This is a genomic window from Paraburkholderia sp. J12, from assembly GCF_905220215.1.
GTDB lineage: Bacteria > Pseudomonadota > Gammaproteobacteria > Burkholderiales > Burkholderiaceae > Paraburkholderia.
In genome coordinates this window covers 751,390-770,898 of the sequence record NZ_CAJMZC010000002.1, presented here as the reverse complement: position 1 = coordinate 770,898, position 19,509 = coordinate 751,390, and the positions used below count along the sequence as shown (strand labels likewise).

Sequence of the window (19,509 nt, the reverse complement as noted above, 5' to 3'; positions counted from 1 at the left end):
TATGGTGTACGGCAGGTGTGCAGCGCGTCAGCGCGCGCCGTACAGTTCCTGCAAGACCCGCGACGGCTGCGCGGTGCCGGCGAACAGCGCCGACAAACGCGCCATGCATGGACTCGCGAGATCGCGGATAGCCGCGTCGTCGGCGAGAATCTGACGGATCAGCTCGAACTTGCGTGCACGTTCGGCGACGGTGAGCCGGATTCCGCCGTCGGCGGCCTTGAGCGCATCGACGAGGATCCGGTACTCATCCTGGAGTCCGATCAGATCGTTCCAGTGCGAATCGCGCGCCGCGCAGAGCATGCGCTCTGACACCGCCGCGATAGCTTCATAGCGGGCGAAGTAGTCTGCTTTCGAACTCATCTCGTCAATGAACCGGACCCCGGAGCGGCTGGCATGGCGGCCAGCCGTTCAGCTTCCGGCGCAATCCCCAGCCAGGCCTCTTCGAGCGTTGCCAGCAGGCCATCGACCTCGACCAGCTTGGACTCGCTCTGTTCAATATTTGCTTCCAGCAGACGCCGCGTGATGTACCCATACAGCCCGTTCAGGCGTTGCGCGATTTCCCCGCCCGCCTCCACGTTCAACGCCAGCTGGAGCCCACTTTCGACAATCCGGATCGCCTTGCTGATCGCCTCGCAGCGCGGTCCGACATTGCCCATCTGCAAATGCATGCGCGCCTGTGCAACTGCCTTGCGCGCCCCCTGGTACAGGAGCGCGATCAGCTTGTGCGGACTCGCACCCATGACCCCCGTTTCGACCCCCACGCGTGCGTAAGCGTTGGCTCCTGAATGTGCAGGGGAAAACATCGGTGCTTCTCCTCGATACGTGCGGCGGTGGATACGGTTCATCGGCCGCGGCGCGCACGGTGCGTCGGCCGGCCTGTAGCCGGGTTATCGGAAAGAAGCGGGAGAAGCTTTAGGCGTGCTTTCGGTCCACCTCTGCCGCAAGGCGCCCGCAGGCCGGCTTGCCGGGCAATCCCGAGGAAGGCTTCGAAATGCCCCCCGGAATGGTTCCGGAAACAGCCCGCCTGCCGGGCACGCAGCAGCAGCGCGCCTCAGACCTGGATCTGCATGAGGTCCGTGTACGCCGAAACCAGCTTGTTGCGCACCTGCAGCCCGAACTGGAAGCCGATGTTGGCCTTTTGCCCGTCCACCATGACGTCGTTCAGCGAGACGTTGTTCGAGCCGAGCTCGAACGCTTGCGACTCGCCCACCGCCTTTTGCTGGTCGTCGCTGATCTTGTCGAGCGAGGCCTTGAGCGCCGCGGCGAATCCGCCCGCCGTCGCCGCGCCCGAGGACTCGTCGGCCGCGCCGGTGCCGCCGGCCGCCTGCGCCGCCATCGATTGCATCTGCGCGAGCGCGGAAGTGAGCGGGGAGATAGTCATGGTTGCTCCACGGTAAGGAAGGAAGTGCGCGGCGCGCGCCGGGTTGCCCCGCCGGCCGCCGCAGCCGGCGCATACAGGGCGCCGAGTCTGGTGGAGAGCATAGCAGCGGGGTCTTGGCGGGAGCGCCGAAACTAGGGGGAAAACCCGGCTCTATTCGCGCAATCGGCTTGATCCGCGCCTGCGGATAATCGCCAGTGTGAAAGTCCCGCCTTGCGCGCGCCGCGCGCGGGACGCGAGCAGCCTCCCGGAGAAACACGACGCATGGATTCGTCAGCCAACTCTTTGATCAACCCCGACGCCCGCATGGGCCTCGCCACGGGCGCCGTAGCCGGCGCGGCGACGCCCGGTGCCGCGGACGAATTCGGCACCGGCGCAGGCAGCGGCTTCGCCCAGCGCCTCTCGTCGCTTTCGTCGCTGCGCGGCATGCGGGGCAACCCGCGCGCGCCGCTCATCGTCGCCGTCGCGGTACTCGTCGCGGTCGTGGCCGCGCTCGTCCTGTGGTCGCGCGCGCCCGACTACAAGGTGCTGTACAGCAACCTTTCCGACCGTGACGGGGGTGCGATCATTACCGCGCTCCAGGCCGCAAACGTTCCCTATAAGCTTTCCGACGGCGGCGGCGCGATTCTCGTGCCCTCCGACGAAGTGAACGAAATGCGCCTGCGCCTCGCCTCGCAGGGCCTGCCGAAGAACGGTTCGGTCGGCTTCGAGCTGATGGACAACCAGAAGTTCGGCATCAGCCAGTTCGCCGAGCAGGTCAATTACCAGCGCGCGCTGGAGGGCGAGCTCGAACAGACCATCGAATCGGTCGCGAGCGTGAAGTCGGCGCGCGTGCATCTGGCCATTCCGAAGCCGAGCGTGTTCGTGCGCGATCGCGAAGCGCCCACCGCCTCCGTGCTCGTGAACCTGTATCCGGGCCGCTCGCTCGACGACGGCCAGGTGGCCGCGATCACGCACATGGTCGCCTCGGCGGTGCCCGATCTGCCCGTGCGCAACGTCACCGTGGTCGATCAGGACGGCAACCTGCTCACGCAGAACAGCGCCGGCGCCGGGCTCGACGCCTCGCAGCTCAAGTACGTGCACCAGGTGGAGCACGACACGCAGTCGCGCATCGACGCGATCCTCGCGCCCCTCTTCGGCGCCGGCAACGCGCGCTCGCAGGTGAGCGCCGACGTGGACTTCTCCAAGCTCGAACAGACCTCCGAAGCCTACGGCCCGAACGGCAACCCGCAGCAGAGTGCGATCCGCAGCCAGCAGCAGAGCATTTCGACCGAAATGCAGCAAGGCGGCGCCTCGGGCGTGCCGGGCGCGCTCTCGAACCAGCCGCCGCAGCCGGCCTCGGCGCCCGTCGACGCGCCCGCGGGCGCGAGCGGCGCGGCCCCCGCCACGCCGATCTCGGACCACCGCGACACCACGACCAACTACGAGCTCGACAAGACCGTGCGCCACTACAGCCAGGCGCCGGGCGACGTCAAGCGGCTCTCGGTGGCGGTGATCGTGAACTACCAGCCGAAGCTCGATGCGAAGGGCCACGCGAGCATGCAGCCGCTCGACGCGCAAAAGCTCGCGCAGGTCGAGCAGCTCGTGAAGGACGCGATGGGTTACGACGCGAAGCGCGGCGACTCGGTGAACGTCGTGAACGCCGCCTTCATGCCCGACGCCGATGCGAACGCGAACCTGCCGTGGTGGCGCCAGCCCGACATCGTCGCGCTCGCCAAACAAATCGCGACGTGGCTCGGCATCGGCGCGGTCGCCCTGTTCCTCTACTTCGTGATGGTGAAGCCGGCGCTGCGCCGCGCGTTCCCGCCGCCCGAGGCCGCCGCGCCGACGCTCGCCGACGACCCCGAGCCGCTGCTGCTCGACGGCCTGCCCGCCGCCGACAAGAAGCACGAGGACGCGGACAGCGAAGCGGCGCTGCTCTCGTTCGAAAACGAGAAGAACAAATTCGAGCGGAACCTGGAATACGCGCGCACGATCGCGCGCCAGGATCCGAAGATCGTCGCAACCGTCGTGAAGACCTGGGTGAACGATGAGCGCTGAAGGGGCTGTCAAGAGTGCACTGCTGCTGATGTCGATCGGCGAGGAGGAGGCCGCGGAGGTCTTCAAGTTCCTCGGCCCGCGCGAAGTGCAGAAGATCGGCACGGCCATGGCCACGCTGAAGAACGTCAAGCGTGAGGAAATCGAAGTCATCCTTCAGGAGTTCGTGAAGGAGGCGGAGCAGCACACGGCGTTTTCGCTCGACTCGAACGACTACATCCGCAACGTGCTCAACAAGGCGCTCGGCGAAGACAAGGCCGGCGCGATCATCGACCGCATCCTGCAGGGCGGCGACACGAGCGGCATCGAAGGGCTCAAGTGGATGGATTCGGGCTCGGTCGCCGAGCTCATCAAGAACGAGCACCCGCAGATCATCGCCACGATCCTCGTGCACCTCGATCGCGATCAGGCGTCCGAAATCTCGTCGTGCTTCACCGAACGCCTGCGCAACGACGTGCTGCTGCGTATCGCGACGCTCGACGGCATCCAGCCGGCCGCGCTGCGCGAACTCGACGACGTGCTCACGGGTCTCCTCTCGGGCAGCGACAACCTGAAGCGCAGCCCGATGGGCGGCATCCGCACGGCGGCCGAAATTCTCAACTTCATGACGAGCCAGCACGAAGAAGGCGTGCTGGAGAGCGTGCGCCAGTACGACGCCGAGCTCGCGCAGAAGATCATCGACCAGATGTTCGTGTTCGAGAACCTGCTCGACCTCGAAGACCGCGCGATCCAGCTGCTGCTCAAGGAAGTCGAGTCGGAGTCGCTCATCATCTCGCTCAAGGGCGCGCCGCCGGCGCTGCGCCAGAAGTTCCTCGCCAACATGTCGCAGCGCGCGGCCGAACTGCTGGCCGAAGACCTCGACGCGCGCGGCCCGGTGCGCGTGTCGGAAGTGGAAGCGCAGCAGCGGCGTATCTTGCAGATCGTGCGCAATCTGGCCGAGAGCGGCCAGATCGTGATCGGCGGCAAGGCGGAAGACGCGTATGTCTGACGAAACGGCGGCCACGGCGCAAGCCACGGCCCAGGCCAAAGCGAAAGCCTCGGCGTACCAGCGCTGGGAGATGGCGTCGTTCGACCCGCCGCCGCCGCCGCCCCCGCCGCCGTCGCCCGACGAAGAAGCCGCCTTCGAGGCCGAACTCCAGCGCCTGCGCGACGATGCGCACGCGCAAGGCGTCGCGTCGGGCCACGTGGCCGGCCAGGCGCTCGGCTACCAGGCCGGCTACGACCAGGGCCACAAGCAGGGTTTCGAGCAGGGGCTCGCCGACGCGCGCGCCCAGGCGCGCCAGCTCGCGCAGATCGCCCAGCGTTTCTCCGATGCGCTCACGACCGTCGAAGCGGGCGTGGCCGACTCGCTCGTCGAGCTCGCGCTCGACATCGCCCAGCAGGTCGTGCGCCAGCACGTCCAGCACGATCCGACGGCGCTCGTCGCCGTGGCCCGCGAAGTACTGGCCGGCGAGCCCGCGCTCGCCGGCTCGCCGCAGCTCGTAGTGAGCCCCGCCGATCTGCCGGTGGTGGAAGCCTATTTGCAGGAAGAACTCGAAGCGCGCGGCTGGACCGTGCGGACCGACCCGGCGCTCGAGCGCGGCGGCTGCCGCGCCCAGGCCGCGACGGGTGAAGTGGATGCGGCCGTCGCCTCGCGCTGGGAGCGCGTGGCCGCCGCGCTCGGCAAGGTGCGGACGTGGTGACGCCGCCGCCGAACGGGTCTGTGGGCACCATTCACACGAGCGACCTGACGCCGCTCGAACAGGAACTCGCGCTGGCCTCGTTCGGCCCGGGCGCGCACGATGCGGCGCAAGCCGCCGCCCACGGCGCCGGCGCGATCGCCGAGGCCGCCGAAGCGTCCGCCGCGTTCCCGCCCTATACTCCGCCGCCCCACTTCGATCCCGCCAACCCGCACCTGAAGTCCTGGAACGCCTTCCTCTCGGACGTGCGCCAGCGCAACGTGCGCGCACGGCCGCTGCGCGCCTGCGGCCGCCTCACGCGCGCGGCGGGCCTCGTGCTCGAAGCCGTGGGCCTGCGCCTCGCGGTGGGCGCCGAGGTCATGATCGAACTGCCGCCGGGCAGTACGCTCGCGATGGCCGAAGCCGAGGTGGTGGGTTTCGCGGGCGACAAGCTCTTTCTCATGCCCACGACCGAAGTCGCGGGCCTGTTGCCCGGGGCGCGCGTGTGGCCGCTCGAAACGGCGCCCATTGCCGACCCCATGGCGGGCGCCAAGCGCCTGCCGGTGGGCTGGGGCATGCTCGGCCGCGTAGTCGACGCCTCGGGCAAGCCGCTCGACGGCCTCGGCCCGCTTGCCGCCGAAGCCGACGCGCCGCTCACCGCGCCCTCGATCAACCCGCTCAAGCGCGAGCCGATCCACAAGGTGCTCGACGTGGGTGTGCGCGCGATCAACGCCCTCCTCACGGTGGGCCGCGGCCAGCGCATGGGCCTGTTCGCGGGCTCGGGCGTGGGCAAGTCGGTGCTGCTCGGCACCATGGCGCGCGCAACGAGTGCCGAGGTGATCGTGATCGGCCTGATCGGCGAACGGGGCCGCGAAGTGAAGGAGTTCATCGAGCAGATTCTCGGGCCCGACGGGCTCGCGCGCTCGGTGGTGGTGGCCGCGCCGGCGGACGTTTCGCCGCTCCTGCGCATGCAGGGCGCCGCCTACGCGACGACGCTCGCCGAATATTTCCGCGACCAGGGCAAGCACGTGCTGCTGCTCATGGACTCGCTCACGCGCTATGCGATGGCCCAGCGCGAGATCGCGCTCGCGATCGGCGAGCCGCCCGCCACCAAGGGCTATCCGCCTTCGGTGTTCGCGCGCCTGCCGGCGCTCGTCGAGCGCACCGGCAATGGCCCGGAAGGCGGCGGTTCGATTACGGCGTTCTATACTGTCTTGACCGAAGGCGACGACCAGCAGGACCCCATCGCCGATTCGGCGCGCGCCATCCTGGACGGCCACATCGTCCTGTCCAGAACGCTCGCCGAGGCCGGCCACTATCCGGCCATCGATATCGAAGCCTCGATCAGCCGCGCGATGACCGCGCTGATCGACGACCCGCATTTGAACCGCACGCGAGCCTTCAAGCAGATGCTCTCGCGCTACCAGCGCAATCGCGACCTCATCAACGTGGGCGCTTATGTGAGCGGGCGCGACGCGGTGCTCGACCGGGCGATCGCACTGTATCCGCGCATCGAGGCGTTCCTGCAGCAGGGTTTTCGCGAGACGGCCAGTTACGACGCAAGCCTCGAAGCGCTCGGTACGCTCATCGGCCAGCCGGGTGGTCCCAGGCCGGGCCAGGGCCAAGGCCAGGGATGAGCGCAACCGGACGGGGCCGGACGCAGGGCTGACGCCCTCGGGCCGGCCGACAAAGGAGCCAGGACATGACGAAGCAATCACCGCTGCAAACCCTCATCGGACTCGCGCAGGACGAGCTGGACGCCGCCGCCCAGCGGCTCGGCCGCATGCAGCGCGAGAAAACCGAGGCCGAGACGCAGCTTCAGTCGCTCGTCACCTATCGCGACGAGTACCACACGCGCTTCACCGAATCGGCCCGCCAGGGCATGGCGGCGGGCAACGTGCGCAACTTCCAGGCGTTCATCGACACGCTCGACAGCGCCATCGAACAGCAGCGCCGCCTCGTCGAACAGGCCGGCGCGCGACTCGAGGCCGCGAAGCCGGAATGGCAGCGCAGCAAGCAGAAACTCGGCTCCTATGAAGTGTTGCAGACGCGCCAGGACGATGTGGCCGCCCGCAAGGAAGCGCGCCGCGAACAGCGCGACGCCGACGAGCACGCCGCGCGCATCCTGCGCATGCGTGCAGCACAACACCTGTGATATCCGCAAACGCACCGCATTCGAAGGAATCGGCATGACGATCCTCTTAGCTATCAGCTCGCTGCTCGGCGCCGTCGGGGACGCCGTTTCGGGCGCCTCCGCGAACCAGGCCGGCCAGGCAAGCCAGGGCTTCGCGCAAACACTGCAGCAAAGCATGGACGCGCAGCAGCAAAGCGGCTCGTCCTCGCAGACGGGCGCGTCGCCGCAGCAGAGCGGCGGCGGTTCGCCGTCCCAGGGGCAGCAGAGCACGTCGTCGGCTTCGTCGACCTCGTCTTCTTCGTCTGCTTCGTCCCAGGCCACGCAAACGGCATCGTCGGGTAACGCGCAAAGCAGCAGCGGGCAGCAGACGGCCAGCTCGACAGGCAACTCGACGGGCAGCAACTCGTCAACCTCGGGCTCGGGCGTGCAGCACACGTGGGGTAAAGGGCAGCAACACAACAACGGAAGCACCACCCAGCAACAGGCCGATGCCGCCGGCGCGCAGGCCGCAGCCGCGGCCATGCAGGCCCAGGCGCAGGCGCAAGCCCAAAACGCGGCGGGCACGGCTACGGCCGGCGAAGCCGGCGCGGACGCCGCGCTGCAGGGACTCGCTTCCACGGCGGCGGCTGCCGCGGCAGGCGCGGGCGCGGACGGCTCGGGCGGCGCCACGGCGGACGGCGGCGGCGCTGGCAATCCGAAATCGGTTCACGACGCGCTGCAAGCCGCGCTGTCCTCGCTGCGCGGCGGCCAGGGCGCCATCTCGGCGCGCCTCGCCGCAACGGGCGGCGCTCCGGGCGGCTCCGCCGGCGCCGGCGCGGCAGGGACGGCCGCCAATGCTGCCAGCACCACCACCGGCGGCGCGGCCAGCAGCTTCGCGGCGCACTTCGCGACGCACGCCGGAGACAAAGCCGCGGGCGACGCCGCTGTCGCCGCCGGCGCGAGTGCGGGCGCGAGCCCCGCCCAGACCACGGCCGAAGTCCTCGCGGCCGCCGCTGCCGCGCAGCAGGGCTCGACCCAGACGGCAGGAAGCGGCACGGGCCAGAGCGCCGCAGACGCGCTCGCGGCCACCCAGGCCGCCGCTGCGGCAGCTGCCCAGCTCCAGGCGACGGCGCAGGCGCCCACGGCCGCCGCAGCCGCCGGCGCGAACGCCGCCGCGCTGGCCCCGCAAGTGGGAACCTCCGACTGGGAAGACGCGCTCAGCCAGAAGGTGGTGTTCCTCTCGAACTCGGGTCAGTCCAGCGCCGAACTCACCCTTAACCCGAAAGATCTCGGCCCGCTCCAGGTCGTGCTGCAGGTCTCCGAAAGCCACGCGCATGCGCTCTTCGTCTCGCAGCACCAGCAGGTGCGCGAAGCCGTGGAAGCGGCCCTGCCGAAGCTGCGCGAGGCAATGGAGCAGAACGGCATCGGCCTTGGCAGCGCGAGCGTGAGCGACGGCTTCGCACGCCAGGCGAACCAGCAGGGGCAACAGAACGGCTCGGGCGGCGGCAACGGCGGCGGCTCGCGCACGGCCGGCAACAGCGGCTCCGCCCTCGACGACACCGCGCCGGTCACGGCCGCCACGGCCACGCAGCGCAGCGTGGGCCTGATCGACACGTTCGCCTGATCGGCCCGGCCTAAGCCGCACGGCGGCGCGAAACCCGCCGCCGCCCTACCCTCCCGCCGCAAACACTCGACACCGCCGGCCGCCACGCCCCCCAGGCGTTGGTAGCAGCGGGCGGCGCGCGCCCGATCCTTGCGGGCGCAACGACACGCCGCCAGCATTTCCAATGCTTTCCAATGCCTTTCGCAGCGCGTGCGACAAAAGCACGAGATAGCCGGAAATCCCCCTTCTATTCCTCCCATCGCCGCAAGCCAAAAGCCAGAACAATGCAAGCTACCGGCATTAACGGCCCCAGGGCCTTGCCCGGCATGTACGCAAGGCACACCGCAGGCACACCAGCAGGCTTAGAACCGACATGGCGACCACGACCGCAAACCAGCAAGCCGCGCCGCAGAGCGCAAAACCCGGCCCGATGAAGCGCCTCCTCGTGATCGCCCTCATTGCGATCCTTGCCGCCGGCGCCGCAGGTGGCGCAACGTGGTTCGTGATGCAGCGGCATCCCGCGAGCGAGGCCGCCGCGCCGAGCGCGCCGGTGCCGGCGTTGCCCGTGTATTTCGCGCTCGAGCCGATGACGGTGAACCTCCAGTCCGACGACGGCGAAACGCATTACCTGCGCATCGGCCTCACGCTCAAGCTCGACACCCTGAAGACCCAGGACGAGCTGCGCGACCGCATGCCCGAGATCCGCAGCCGCGTGCTGCTCGCGCTCTCGAACAAGCATCCCGAAGACCTCGCCACGCTCGACGGCAAACACGCGCTCGCCACCGAGCTCGCCGCGCTGATCTCCGAGCCGACCGAGCCGCATGGGACGCCCGCGCACGTCGAAGACGTGCTGTTCACCGAATTCGTCGTGCAGTGAGCGGTGCACCCATGACCCAGCGCGCACCAGAGCTACGCACGCGGCCCGCTAGCGGCCGCGTCTCTCGCGGGGAGAGCCACGCATCATGAGCATGAACCACAGCGAGTTCATGTCCCAGGAGGAGGTCGATGCCCTCCTGAAGGGCGTCACCGGCGAGGTCGATTCCGACCCGAGCCATACCGAGAAGCAAGGTGTCCGCCCCTACAACATCGCGACGCAGGAGCGCATCGTCCGCGGCCGGATGCCCGGCCTCGAGATCATCAACGAGCGCTTCGCACGCCTGTTGCGGGTGGGCATCTTCAACTTCATGCGCCGCACCGCCGAGATTTCGGTCGGGCCCGTGCGCGTGCAGAAGTACAGCGAATTCACGCGCAACCTGCCGATCCCGACGAACCTGAACCTCGTGCACGTGAAGCCGCTGCGCGGCACGTCGCTGTTCGTGTTCGACCCGAACCTCGTGTTCTTCGTGGTGGACAACCTGTTCGGCGGCGACGGGCGCTTTCACACGCGCGTGGAAGGCCGCGACTTCACGCAGACCGAGCAGCGCATCATCAGCAAGCTGCTCAACCTCGTGTTCGAGCACTACACCACCGCGTGGAAAAGCGTGCGGCCGCTGCAGTTCGAATTCGTGCGTTCTGAAATGCACACGCAATTCGCAAACGTTGCCACGCCCAACGAGATCGTGATCGTCACGCAGTTCTCGATCGAGTTCGGGCCGACGGGCGGCACGCTGCACATCTGCATGCCCTACTCGATGATCGAGCCGATCCGCGACGTGCTCTCCTCGCCCATCCAGGGCGAAGTGCTCGACGTGGACCGCCGCTGGGTGCGCGTGCTCTCGCAGCAGGTGCAGGCCGCCGAGGTCGAGCTCACCGCCGATCTCGCGCAGGTGCCCGTGACGTTCGAGCAGATCCTGAACATGCGCAAGGGCGACGTGCTGCCGCTCAACATTCCCGAGCACATCGTCGCCAAGGTGGACGGCGTGCCGGTGATGGAATGCGGCTACGGAATTTTCAATGGTCAATACGCGTTGCGGGTCCAGAAGATGATCAGCGCAGCCGACACGATGAAGGAAGGTGGATATGAGTGACGTGAACGCCACGCCCGCAGACGAGCCGATCCCCGGCGCCGAGGCCGCCGCGCAACCCGCAGAAGACGACGCGATGGACGACTGGGCGAGCGCCCTGGCCGAGCAGAACGGCAACGAAGTGAGCGCGCCGGCGGCGGCGACCGCGGGCGTGTTCCAGCCGCTCTCGAAGGTGAGCGCCGCGAATACGCGCAACGACATCGACATGATCCTGGACATCCCCGTCCAGATGACCGTCGAGCTCGGGCGCACCAAGATCGCGATCCGCAACCTGCTGCAACTCGCGCAGGGCTCCGTGGTGGAACTGGACGGCCTCGCGGGCGAGCCGATGGACGTGCTAGTGAACGGCTGCCTGATCGCCCAGGGCGAAGTGGTGGTGGTGAACGACAAGTTCGGCATCCGCCTCACCGACATCATCACGCCGTCCGAGCGGATCCGGAAGCTCAACCGATGAAGCCGCTGGCAGGACGCGGCGGCAAGGCGGCGCTCGCGTCTTGCCGGGGCCGCACGATCGGGGCCGCTGGCGCGTCGAACGTGACGAACGCGGCGCGCCTCGCTGCCGCAGTTGCCGCAACCGCTGCAACCGCCGCGGCGGGTGTCATGGCCGCGTTCGTCGCACCGCTCGCCGCGCACGCGGCGGATCTCAAGGCCGTGAACGAGGCGGCCGCGCTCGGGGCCTCCGGCTCGTCCAGCGCCGCCGCCGCTGCGGCGGCTTCGGGCACCGCGATGCTCGGCGCAGGCAGCGCGGTGCCCGCGCTCGGCTTCGGCGCCGTGCTGCAAACGGTGTTCGGGCTCGCCGTGGTGATCGCCGTGGTGTTCGGCTGCGCCTGGCTCGCCCGGCGCCTCGGCCTGCAAGGCGCGCCGCGCAATGCGCTCGTGAAAACCGTGGGCGGCGCTTCGCTCGGCGGCAAGGAGCGCGTGGCCGTCGTCGAGATCGGCGACACCTGGCTCGTGCTCGGCGCCGCACCCGGCAACGTGCGCCTGCTCCACACCATGCCCGCCGGCAGCGCGCCGCAGGGCTCGCCTGCCGGCCCGCTCGCGGGGCCCGCAGGCTCCCACGCAGGTTCCCACGCAGTTTCCCAATCAGGCAGCTTCGGACAACGCTTTCGTGACGCGCTGAAAAACGAAGCCGGCAAACGATTCAGGCGTCACGACGGCGGAGCGCAGTAAATGCACAGCAGTTCCCTCCACGCAACGCACGGTTGCGACGCGCGCGGCACCGGCCGTGGCCGCCTCGCCATCCGCAGCGTCCTGCCCGTCGCGCTGAGCCTCGGCGGCGCGGCGCTCGCACTGGCGCTGCCGCACGCGGCATGGGCCCAGTCGGCGCAGCCCATGGGCCTGCCGGCCTTCACCACGAGCGCGGGCCCCGGCGGCGGCACGACGTATTCGCTGAGCGTGCAGACGATGCTGCTGCTCACGATGCTGTCGTTCCTGCCGGCGATGGTGCTGATGATGACGAGCTTCACGCGCATCATCATCGTGCTCTCGCTGCTGCGCCAGGCGCTCGGCACGACCACGACGCCGCCCAATCAGGTGCTCGTGGGCCTCGCGCTCTTTCTCACGCTGTTCATCATGTCGCCCGTAATCGACAAGGCGTACAACGACGGCTACAAGCCCTTCTCGGCCGGCACGCTGCCGATGGACGAGGCGGTGGCGCGCGGCGTGGCGCCCTTCAAGACCTTCATGCTGCGCCAGACCCGCGAGTCGGACCTTGCGCTCTTCGCGCGCATTTCGCACGCGGCGCCCATGCAGGGCCCCGAGGACGTGCCGCTCACGCTGCTCGTGCCGGCTTTCGTGACGAGCGAGCTGAAGACGGGTTTCCAGATCGGCTTCACGATCTTCATCCCGTTCCTCATCATCGACCTGGTGGTGGCGAGCGTGCTGATGTCGATGGGGATGATGATGGTCTCGCCCATCACGATCTCGTTGCCGTTCAAGCTCATGTTGTTCGTGCTCGTGGACGGCTGGCAGTTGTTGATCGGCTCGCTCGCGCAGAGCTTCACGTAAGGAGAGACGCCCATGACGCCCGAAATGGTCATGACGATGGCCCACGACGCGATGTGGGTCGCGATGCTGGTGGCCGCGCCTCTCCTGCTGGTCTCGCTCGCGGTGGGTCTGATCGTGAGCCTCTTTCAGGCCGCCACGCAGATCAACGAAACCACGCTCACGTTCATTCCGAAGCTGATCGCGATCGCACTCACGCTCGTGTTGATCGGACCGTGGATGCTGCAGACGTTGCTCGACTACATGCACCGCATGTTCGCGAGCATTCCGGCTGTGGCGGGCTAAAGCCCGCCCTCACGCTCGCCGCACGATGTTCTCGGTCACCTATGCGCAGTTGAACATCTGGCTCACCGCGTTCCTGTGGCCGTTCACGCGGCTGCTCGCGCTGATCGCGTCCGCGCCGGTGCTCGGCAACCAGTCGCTGCAGCCGCGCGTGAAGGTCGGTCTCGCGGCGTTCACCACGCTCATCGTCGCGCCCACGCTCGGGCCCATGCCGCAGGCCACGGTGTTTTCGGCCGCCGGAGTGTGGATTCTCGCGAACCAGTTCCTGATCGGCCTCGCGCTCGGCTTCACGATGCAGATCGTGTTCGGCGTCGTAACGGCGGCGGGCGACCTGATGGGCCTCGGCATGGGGCTCGGCTTCGCTTCGTTCTTCGACCCGACGGCGGACACCAACACCTCGGCGGTTTCGAGCCTCTTCAACATGATCGCGATGATTACCTTTCTCGTCTTCGACGGTCATCTGCAGATGATCGCGGCGTTGGTCGCCTCGTTCCAGTCGGTGCCGATTTCCGCCGACGTGCTGGGCGCTGCTGGCTGGCGACAGATTTCCGATTTCGGATCGATGGTGATTGCTACGGGGCTGCTGCTTTCGCTGCCGGTGGTGGTCGCGCTGCTGATCGCCAATCTGTGCCTCGGCATCCTGAACCGCGCGGCGCCGCAGATCGGTATCTTTCAGGTGGGGTTTGCGCTCACCACGCTCGTGGGGATTACGCTCGCGCTGATGATGGTGCCGAATCTGATTCCGTTTTTCGGGCGGTTGTTCGACGTAGGGATCGATGAGATGGGGCGGGTGGCGGGGGCGTTGCGGGGGGCGGCTGGATAGCCAGTTGGGGCTTTTGCGGTTTCGCGTTTTCTGAGCCTGTCTGTATTTTTGTGGGTGAGGCGGTTAAGGCAATCGTTACCCGCACGCCTGCGTGAATCGGTCACCAAACAGGATAGCAAACTGGCTCGTGGCCGACTTCCTGTCGAAGGCAGCGCAAACAGACTTTGCCAGGACATTGCGTAGCGCCATCCAGAGCAGCTTGATGGCGGCTTCGTCATTCGGGAAGTGACCGCGGGCCTTGAGTTCGTTGAACACCTTGAGCCAGAACTTCGCGCCCCCGGTCTGCTCGATCCACAGGTCCAGCACGTCGCGCTGGCCATCGGCCTGAATGCCCAGCGCCAGATAGACCGCCTTGTTGCTGACCACGCCGTCGTCGCGGATCGCCACAGCAGTACCGCAACGAGGATGGCGGGAATTGTTGAAGTTAAGACTACGGCCGCTCTCAAAGCTCAGTGAGCAAAAATTTCAGGGGGCACGCACGGCGTTTTCGTCTTTTAGCTTCAATTACCTGACTCCTTCAGATGATCCCTGATTTGAGATGCTGCAACATTCCGCATTTGCCGCAGTCCATGACCAGGCATGGACGCTCGAATGGATACGCAAGCACGCGATGGAACATCGCGACTGCGAAAACGAACACCTGGGCGTGAAATGCGACCATCGCCACGCGCAGAATGCACTGGACAGCATGGAGCCGTCCGGGCGCAATGACAGGAGGACTACTCGCTGAGGAGACGTTTAAGCTCGTCAAAAAATGAGGCAGTCGTGTAACCCCATAACTCTGGCGAAAAATCGTTGCCATAGGTCTCCTCAAATGCCTCATCAAGATCGGGATATTCGCTTTTAAAATGCTCCATTTCGAACAGCATTCTTTTGTGTGCGTCGGGTGGCGTTCCTTGTTTATAGCATTCAACAATTTCTTCAATCGTTTCGCCTGCGAGATCGTAGTCCTGGTTTAGGTACGCACCAAAAAAATGATTAAGTTCAGGGTAGGACGACTTATCTTTCATAGTTTCACCACGAGACGGCCGGCCAGTTACAGATCTAGATAGGCCGTCAGAACGTAATAAGGCATACCGTTATATGCCTGGTAAGCCAGCACCATCCTTACATTGCTCATTGGGACAAGTTGTCCGGTTTTCCTGCATAGCGCCCCGGCTCCAACCATTTCCAGCAGGCCACCGACGATCTGCAACCCGCCCCATAGGCGGTTGGAAAGCATTTCGGTAGGGCTGATCGACTGACGGGTGAGCACTGCAGCCAGTTGCAGCGCACTGAGTACAACGCGCACGCCGCCCGGATCCGGGTCATACGGCATTCCATACTCCTTTGTAGTTGTTGAGGCGCGGCCAAGCTAACAGGCGACTACAGCGGTATGGAATGGGCGACGGCTGAATCTCGGTCTTCAGTATTCCTCTATATGCCAAGTCGGTCGAGGACCGCCATGACCGGCACGAATAAACCGTGCTCGCGGACGAGTGCTAAACGAGTGGGCGCCCCATGTGTTTTGCATATATTCACGTTCAGCGGAATCTGGCCCGGCATGGCTGTCAGACAGTCAAACAGGACTCTCCAAAGCTGTGAACGCAAGCGTGAAACAACGGTAAAGCATGGCTTCGGGGTGCGGTACGGCTCAGGATCGGCGCGGCCCATCGGGAACGGCAGATAGACAACCCGGACCAGGATGCTGATTTGATCCGGCGAGCCGCAGCCGTTGCAGAACGCGGTCAGGACGTAATGCTGTTGCAGGGAGAAATGTTCAACGACGGCCCGCTGTTGCCTTCGCGCGATACGATCGTCGACCAGGTCGTTGATAATTGACTGCGACGTGATCGCCGCACCAGTCAGCACCTCGTAGCACGGCTACTCGTGGCGGCCCTGGCCCGCAATCCATAACGCGAATGCATCGGGGCGGCCCACGGTCGCCGTTAGGTACGCCAGTGCAATCGCCTCACCGGTCGCCATGCCCTCGCATTCGATCACGGTCACGCCATCGTGCAATTCGCCGATCTGGCAGCAGCAGCCCGGAAACGGTGTGAGCTTGCCCAAGGTTCGCTTCGAGCCGTCCGCATGGATGTGCTGCACCGTGACGGCCGGCGCCTCGGCGGCTTTCGCGCGGGAATTTCGCGTTTCTCTTGCTGCTGAAAGGAAAGTAGTGCCGCCCCGCACAGAGGCAACCCAGGCGGACCGACACGACCACAAGAAAACGTGAAAGCACCCAGCCGCACAACCAGCCTGGCGACCCAGAACCCCCCAACCCCTTACGGATTGATGTACTGGAACAGCGAAAGCCCCTGAGTCGTAGCGAAGCTCTTCTGCGAAGCCGTCAGCGCATTTTCCAGCTCCGTGTACTGGCTGATCGCGGAAGTCATGTCGGTACTCGTGATATTCGACAGATTGGTCGTGGTCTGCAGCGAGCTCGTGGACGTCACCGACTGCAGCGCGGTCACTTCCTGCTCGCGCCCGCCCACCGAAGCGTGAATCGTGATCACGTTGTTCAGCGAATTGCTGAGCGCCGTCATGCCGGTCGTGAGCGCGTTGGTGAGGTTCGTGCTCGCCGCCGTGTTGCCCTGCGACGGCGTATTGAGCGCGTTGATCACATTGTCGAGCGTCTGGAAGATGTTGCTGTTCGCGGACGCCGAACCCGGCGTGACCGAGAACGAATCGCCGCTCGCGGGCGTGCCCGAGATCGTCACGTTCATGCCGCTGCCGAGCTGGATCGCCGAGCCGGCCGTGTAGGCCGTCGGCCCCACGACGTTGCCGGGCGAAGGCTGGCTGTTGTCGGTCACCGTATATTCGAGCGTGCCGGTCGCGTCGCTGAAGGCGATCGAATAGTTGTCGTTGTTGGTCGATGCCGTGGAATCGGTCACCGTGACCGGACCGATCGTGCCCGTGCCCGTGTTGTTCGCGTTGCCCGCGGGCACCTGCGCCGAGCCCACCGAAGGCACGCTCATGAACACCGCGCTGCCCGTGTCGCCCACGGCGATCTGGCGCGTGCTGGACACCTGGGCCAGACGCTGGCCCGAGTCGCCGTTGTAGGTGACGGCGCCGGCCGAGTTGGTCGAAAACACCTGCGAGGTGCTCTGGAAACCCGCGAAGACGTAGTTGCCCTGGCCGTCGGTGGTGTTGGCGAGCGAGAGCAACTGGTTGCGGTAGCCTTCCAGCTGCTGCGCGAGCGCCGTGTAGTTCGTGTTGTTCAGCGTGCCGCCCGCCGCTTCCTGCATGAGCGAGTTCGCGCTTTGCAGCGTGGTCGTGATGCTCTGGAGCGTCGTGTCCTCGGTCTGCAGCGACGAGAGCGCCGTGTTCTGGTTCGTCGTGTATTGCGAGAGCGTCGCGCTCGTGGCCGAGAGCTGCACCGCTTCGGCCGCGCCGAGCGGATCGTCGGCCGGGTTCGTGAGCGCCACGCCCGACGAGATCTGTTGCTCGATCTGCAGCAGTTGCGACTGCTGGTTCTCCATGTTGGAGACGCTGGTGTTGTAGAGCTGGGAAGTCGCGATACGCATGGGTCAGCGCCTCACTGGAAAATGCCGATCAGGGACTGGAACAGCGTGGCCGCCGTCTGGATCACCTTGCTGTTGGCCTGGTAAAGCTGTTCGTACTGCATCAGGTTGGCCGCCTCTTCGTCGAGGTTCACGCCCTGCACCGACTGCTGCTGCGAGGTCAGCTGCGTGACGAGCGACTGCTGCGAGGTGCTCGAAGCCTGCAACTGCGTGGCCGTGTTGCCCACCGAGTTGACGTAGTTCGCGTAGGCGCTCGTGAGCGTGGTGGAACCGCTGAACTGCGTGCTCGAGGTGAGGTTCGCGAGCGCGAGCGCGTTGCGGCCGTCCTGCGAGCCGCTCGTGTTCGCCGAGATCGTGAAGGTGTCGTTGTTGGCCGGCGCGCCGCTCATCGTGAAGCTCACGTTGTTCACGCCGTCGGCCGCCGGGCCGGTGATCTTGAACGTGGCGCCCGTGCTCGAATCGTAGTTCACCGTCTGCGTGGCCGAGGTGATCGTCACCGAGGTCGGCGTGGACGAACCCGGCGTCGTGATCTGGACCGTCGTGCCGACCGGGAAACCCGAGAGCGTGCCCACGGTGCCCGAGGTCGGCGCCGTGTAGGTGAGCGTGACGGGCGACGAAGGCACCGTGTAGCCCGAAGTCACCGTGCCCTGCGTGACCGTGGCCGAACCCGTGTTCGAGGTGCCGGCAGCAACCAGTACCGGCGAAGCGGCAGCGATCGCGGTCGGATTCGTGGTGGCCACGGCGAAGCTGTCGAGCGCGTTGCCGGTCGGCTGGATCGTGTACGAATCGCCGCTGTTCATCGTGCCCGACGTCACCGTGATGCTCATGCCGCCCGCGACGAACGGCGTCGTGCTGCTCGGCGCCGTGGTGGTCGAGCCCATCACCGTGTTGGTGGTCGTGTCGGTGAGCGTCCAGGTGCCGGTGCCGCTCGCGGTCGAATACGAGAGTGCGTAGGTGTCGGTGGACGGCTGCGTCGGGTTGGTGAGCGTCACGCCCACGGCGGCATTGCCCGTGTTCGCCGTGTTGCCGGTGACGAGCGCCGGATTCACCGAAAAGAGCGCGCCGCCCGGCTGGCCGTTGAGCGTGTAGCCGAGTTCGTTCTGGTTGTTGACCTGCGCCGCGAAGCTCGTGGCGATGGCGCCCAGTTGCGCTTCGGCGGGGTCGAGCGTGTTCTGCACGAACGACACGAGGCCGCCCACCGTGCCGCCTTGCAGCGCGGCCGAGGAAAGCGGCTGGGGCGTGGAATTCGAACCCGCGAGGCCCGCCCACGCCACGGTAAGCTCGGCCGAGTTGGTGCTCGACGGCTGCGTGGTGAGGTTATAGCTCTGGTTGCTCACGACGAGCGGCTGGCCGTTGCCGAGGAACACGCTGTAGCCGTTGTTGTTCTGCACCACCTGCACGCCGACCAGCTGCGAGAGGTTCGCCACGGCCTGGTCGCGCGCGTCGAGCAACTGGTTCGGCTGCTGGCCGTTCGCGCTCGCCGCCGTGATCTGCGCGTTGAGCTGCGCGATCTGCTGCGAATACGAGTTGATCTGCGTGACCGAGTTCGAGAGCTGCGTGTTCACGCCCTGGCGCATCGCGTCGTACTGCTGGCCGGCCGAGTTGATCTGGTCGGCGAGCGTCTGCGCGTTCGAGAGCGCGGTCTGCATCGTCGAGGTGTTGGACGGCGCGTTCGCGACCGATTGCAGGCCGGTGAAGAACGAGGTGATCGACGTCGCGATGCCCGAGGTCGGGCTGCCGACGAGGTTCGAGAGCTGCGAGGCCAGGTTGTACGACGCGGTGAGCGAGCTGTTGCTCGACTGCGCGTTGTTGAGCGCGGTCGTGAGGTACTGGCTGTAGGCGCGCTGGACCGTCGCCGTGGTGACGCCGTTGCCGAGATAGCCGGAGCCCGTTTGCTGGCCGCTGGCCTCGGCGAATACGGGCGACTCGACGTCGTAACCCGCGGTGGACGAGTTGCTGATGTTCTCGCCCGAAGTCGCGATGCCGATCTGGGCCGCCTGCAAACCGCTCAAACCGATCGAGTAGATATTCGTGGTCATGCGTGATCCTCGTGAACGTCCGTCCGCCGGGGGCGGCCACGTGGGGTGGACTCCCTCTTATAACGGCAGGACGCGACGAAAATTGAGTGGCGGGACGCGGGAAATCCG

General features: G+C 66.6%; 22 protein-coding genes and 1 pseudogene. 13 read left to right on the top strand and 10 right to left on the bottom strand.

Annotated features, from left to right (window positions below):
• Positions 1 to 27: 27 nt before the first annotated feature.
• The 3 genes from U5760_RS08525 to fliE form a co-directional block, all read right to left on the bottom strand.
• On the bottom strand, positions 28 to 360 hold the full coding sequence (locus U5760_RS08525) for a flagellar protein FliT (protein ID WP_322010994.1): 333 nt from the start codon (positions 358 to 360) through the stop codon (positions 28 to 30).
• Positions 357 to 803 (bottom strand): flagellar export chaperone FliS, encoded by a 447-nt coding sequence (gene fliS / locus U5760_RS08520; protein ID WP_322011100.1) that lies wholly within the window; start codon positions 801 to 803, stop codon positions 357 to 359. Before fliS ends, U5760_RS08525 begins: the two co-directional genes overlap by 4 nt.
• Before the next feature lie 248 nt (positions 804 to 1,051).
• Positions 1,052 to 1,381, bottom strand: a complete 330-nt coding sequence (gene fliE, locus U5760_RS08515) for a flagellar hook-basal body complex protein FliE (protein ID WP_322010992.1) — start codon at positions 1,379 to 1,381, stop codon at positions 1,052 to 1,054.
• Positions 1,382 to 1,642: 261 nt separating this feature from the next.
• Here fliE and fliF point away from each other — a divergent pair, with 261 nt between their 5' ends.
• The 13 genes from fliF (at position 1,643) to fliR (ending at position 13,862) form a co-directional block, all read left to right on the top strand.
• Entirely contained in the window at positions 1,643 to 3,418 is a 1,776-nt protein-coding gene (fliF, locus tag U5760_RS08510) for a flagellar basal-body MS-ring/collar protein FliF (protein ID WP_322010991.1), read from the top strand.
• Positions 3,408 to 4,403 (top strand): flagellar motor switch protein FliG, encoded by a 996-nt coding sequence (gene fliG, locus U5760_RS08505; RefSeq protein WP_322010989.1) that lies wholly within the window; start codon positions 3,408 to 3,410, stop codon positions 4,401 to 4,403. The genes fliF and fliG overlap by 11 nt, the downstream gene beginning before the upstream one ends.
• Positions 4,396 to 5,097 carry a flagellar assembly protein FliH gene (fliH, locus tag U5760_RS08500; protein WP_322010988.1) on the top strand — a complete coding sequence of 234 codons (702 nt, stop codon included), beginning with the start codon at positions 4,396 to 4,398 and terminating at the stop codon, positions 5,095 to 5,097. Before fliG ends, fliH begins: the two co-directional genes overlap by 8 nt.
• Before the next feature lie 20 nt (positions 5,098 to 5,117).
• Entirely contained in the window at positions 5,118 to 6,710 is a 1,593-nt protein-coding gene (gene fliI / locus U5760_RS08495; protein WP_322010987.1) for a flagellar protein export ATPase FliI, read from the top strand.
• 65 nt (positions 6,711 to 6,775) lie between these two features.
• Positions 6,776 to 7,228 (top strand): flagellar export protein FliJ, encoded by a 453-nt coding sequence (gene fliJ, locus U5760_RS08490; RefSeq protein ID WP_322010985.1) that lies wholly within the window; start codon positions 6,776 to 6,778, stop codon positions 7,226 to 7,228.
• 34 nt (positions 7,229 to 7,262) lie between these two features.
• Positions 7,263 to 8,810: a flagellar hook-length control protein FliK gene (locus U5760_RS08485; protein ID WP_322010983.1), complete on the top strand. Its 1,548-nt coding sequence runs from the start codon at positions 7,263 to 7,265 to the stop codon at positions 8,808 to 8,810.
• 352 nt (positions 8,811 to 9,162) lie between these two features.
• Entirely contained in the window at positions 9,163 to 9,666 is a 504-nt protein-coding gene (gene fliL, locus U5760_RS08480) for a flagellar basal body-associated protein FliL (protein WP_322010981.1), read from the top strand.
• 91 nt (positions 9,667 to 9,757) lie between these two features.
• Positions 9,758 to 10,756 carry a flagellar motor switch protein FliM gene (fliM, locus tag U5760_RS08475; protein WP_322011098.1) on the top strand — a complete coding sequence of 333 codons (999 nt, stop codon included), beginning with the start codon at positions 9,758 to 9,760 and terminating at the stop codon, positions 10,754 to 10,756.
• Complete coding sequence (gene fliN, locus U5760_RS08470; RefSeq protein ID WP_322010980.1) at positions 10,749 to 11,207, top strand: flagellar motor switch protein FliN; 459 nt, start codon at positions 10,749 to 10,751, stop codon at positions 11,205 to 11,207. The genes fliM and fliN overlap by 8 nt, the downstream gene beginning before the upstream one ends.
• Entirely contained in the window at positions 11,204 to 11,923 is a 720-nt protein-coding gene (gene fliO / locus U5760_RS08465) for a flagellar biosynthetic protein FliO (RefSeq protein WP_415914063.1), read from the top strand. The genes fliN and fliO overlap by 4 nt, the downstream gene beginning before the upstream one ends.
• The gene (gene fliP, locus U5760_RS08460) at positions 11,924 to 12,760 is read left to right on the top strand and encodes a flagellar type III secretion system pore protein FliP (RefSeq protein WP_415914062.1); all 837 of its coding nucleotides are present in this window, start codon (positions 11,924 to 11,926) and stop codon (positions 12,758 to 12,760) included. It begins immediately after the preceding gene.
• Between the two features lie 12 nt (positions 12,761 to 12,772).
• Positions 12,773 to 13,042, top strand: coding sequence for a flagellar biosynthesis protein FliQ (gene fliQ, locus U5760_RS08455; RefSeq protein WP_322010978.1), 270 nt, complete (start codon positions 12,773 to 12,775; stop codon positions 13,040 to 13,042).
• 25 nt (positions 13,043 to 13,067) lie between these two features.
• Positions 13,068 to 13,862 carry a flagellar biosynthetic protein FliR gene (gene fliR / locus U5760_RS08450; protein ID WP_322010976.1) on the top strand — a complete coding sequence of 265 codons (795 nt, stop codon included), beginning with the start codon at positions 13,068 to 13,070 and terminating at the stop codon, positions 13,860 to 13,862.
• A 228-nt stretch (positions 13,863 to 14,090) separates the two neighbouring features.
• Here the strand turns inward: fliR and U5760_RS31630 are convergent.
• The 7 genes and pseudogenes from U5760_RS31630 to flgK form a co-directional block, all read right to left on the bottom strand.
• Positions 14,091 to 14,249 (bottom strand): annotated as a pseudogene (locus tag U5760_RS31630) (transposase); the annotation flags it as partial.
• Positions 14,250 to 14,581: 332 nt separating this feature from the next.
• Positions 14,582 to 14,872 carry a contact-dependent growth inhibition system immunity protein gene (locus U5760_RS08440; RefSeq protein ID WP_322010975.1) on the bottom strand — a complete coding sequence of 97 codons (291 nt, stop codon included), beginning with the start codon at positions 14,870 to 14,872 and terminating at the stop codon, positions 14,582 to 14,584.
• Positions 14,873 to 14,898: 26 nt separating this feature from the next.
• A complete protein-coding gene (locus U5760_RS08435; protein WP_322011102.1) occupies positions 14,899 to 15,180 on the bottom strand; it encodes a hypothetical protein in 282 nt (93 codons plus the stop codon).
• A 98-nt stretch (positions 15,181 to 15,278) separates the two neighbouring features.
• Positions 15,279 to 15,713, bottom strand: coding sequence for a hypothetical protein (locus tag U5760_RS08430; RefSeq protein ID WP_322010974.1), 435 nt, complete (start codon positions 15,711 to 15,713; stop codon positions 15,279 to 15,281).
• Positions 15,714 to 15,725: 12 nt separating this feature from the next.
• Entirely contained in the window at positions 15,726 to 15,947 is a 222-nt protein-coding gene (locus U5760_RS08425; RefSeq protein WP_322010973.1) for a hypothetical protein, read from the bottom strand.
• Between the two features lie 176 nt (positions 15,948 to 16,123).
• Positions 16,124 to 17,365, bottom strand: a complete 1,242-nt coding sequence (flgL, locus tag U5760_RS08420) for a flagellar hook-associated protein FlgL (protein ID WP_322010971.1) — start codon at positions 17,363 to 17,365, stop codon at positions 16,124 to 16,126.
• An 11-nt stretch (positions 17,366 to 17,376) separates the two neighbouring features.
• Positions 17,377 to 19,401, bottom strand: coding sequence for a flagellar hook-associated protein FlgK (flgK, locus tag U5760_RS08415; RefSeq protein WP_322010970.1), 2,025 nt, complete (start codon positions 19,399 to 19,401; stop codon positions 17,377 to 17,379).
• Between the last annotated feature and the right edge of the window lie 108 nt (positions 19,402 to 19,509).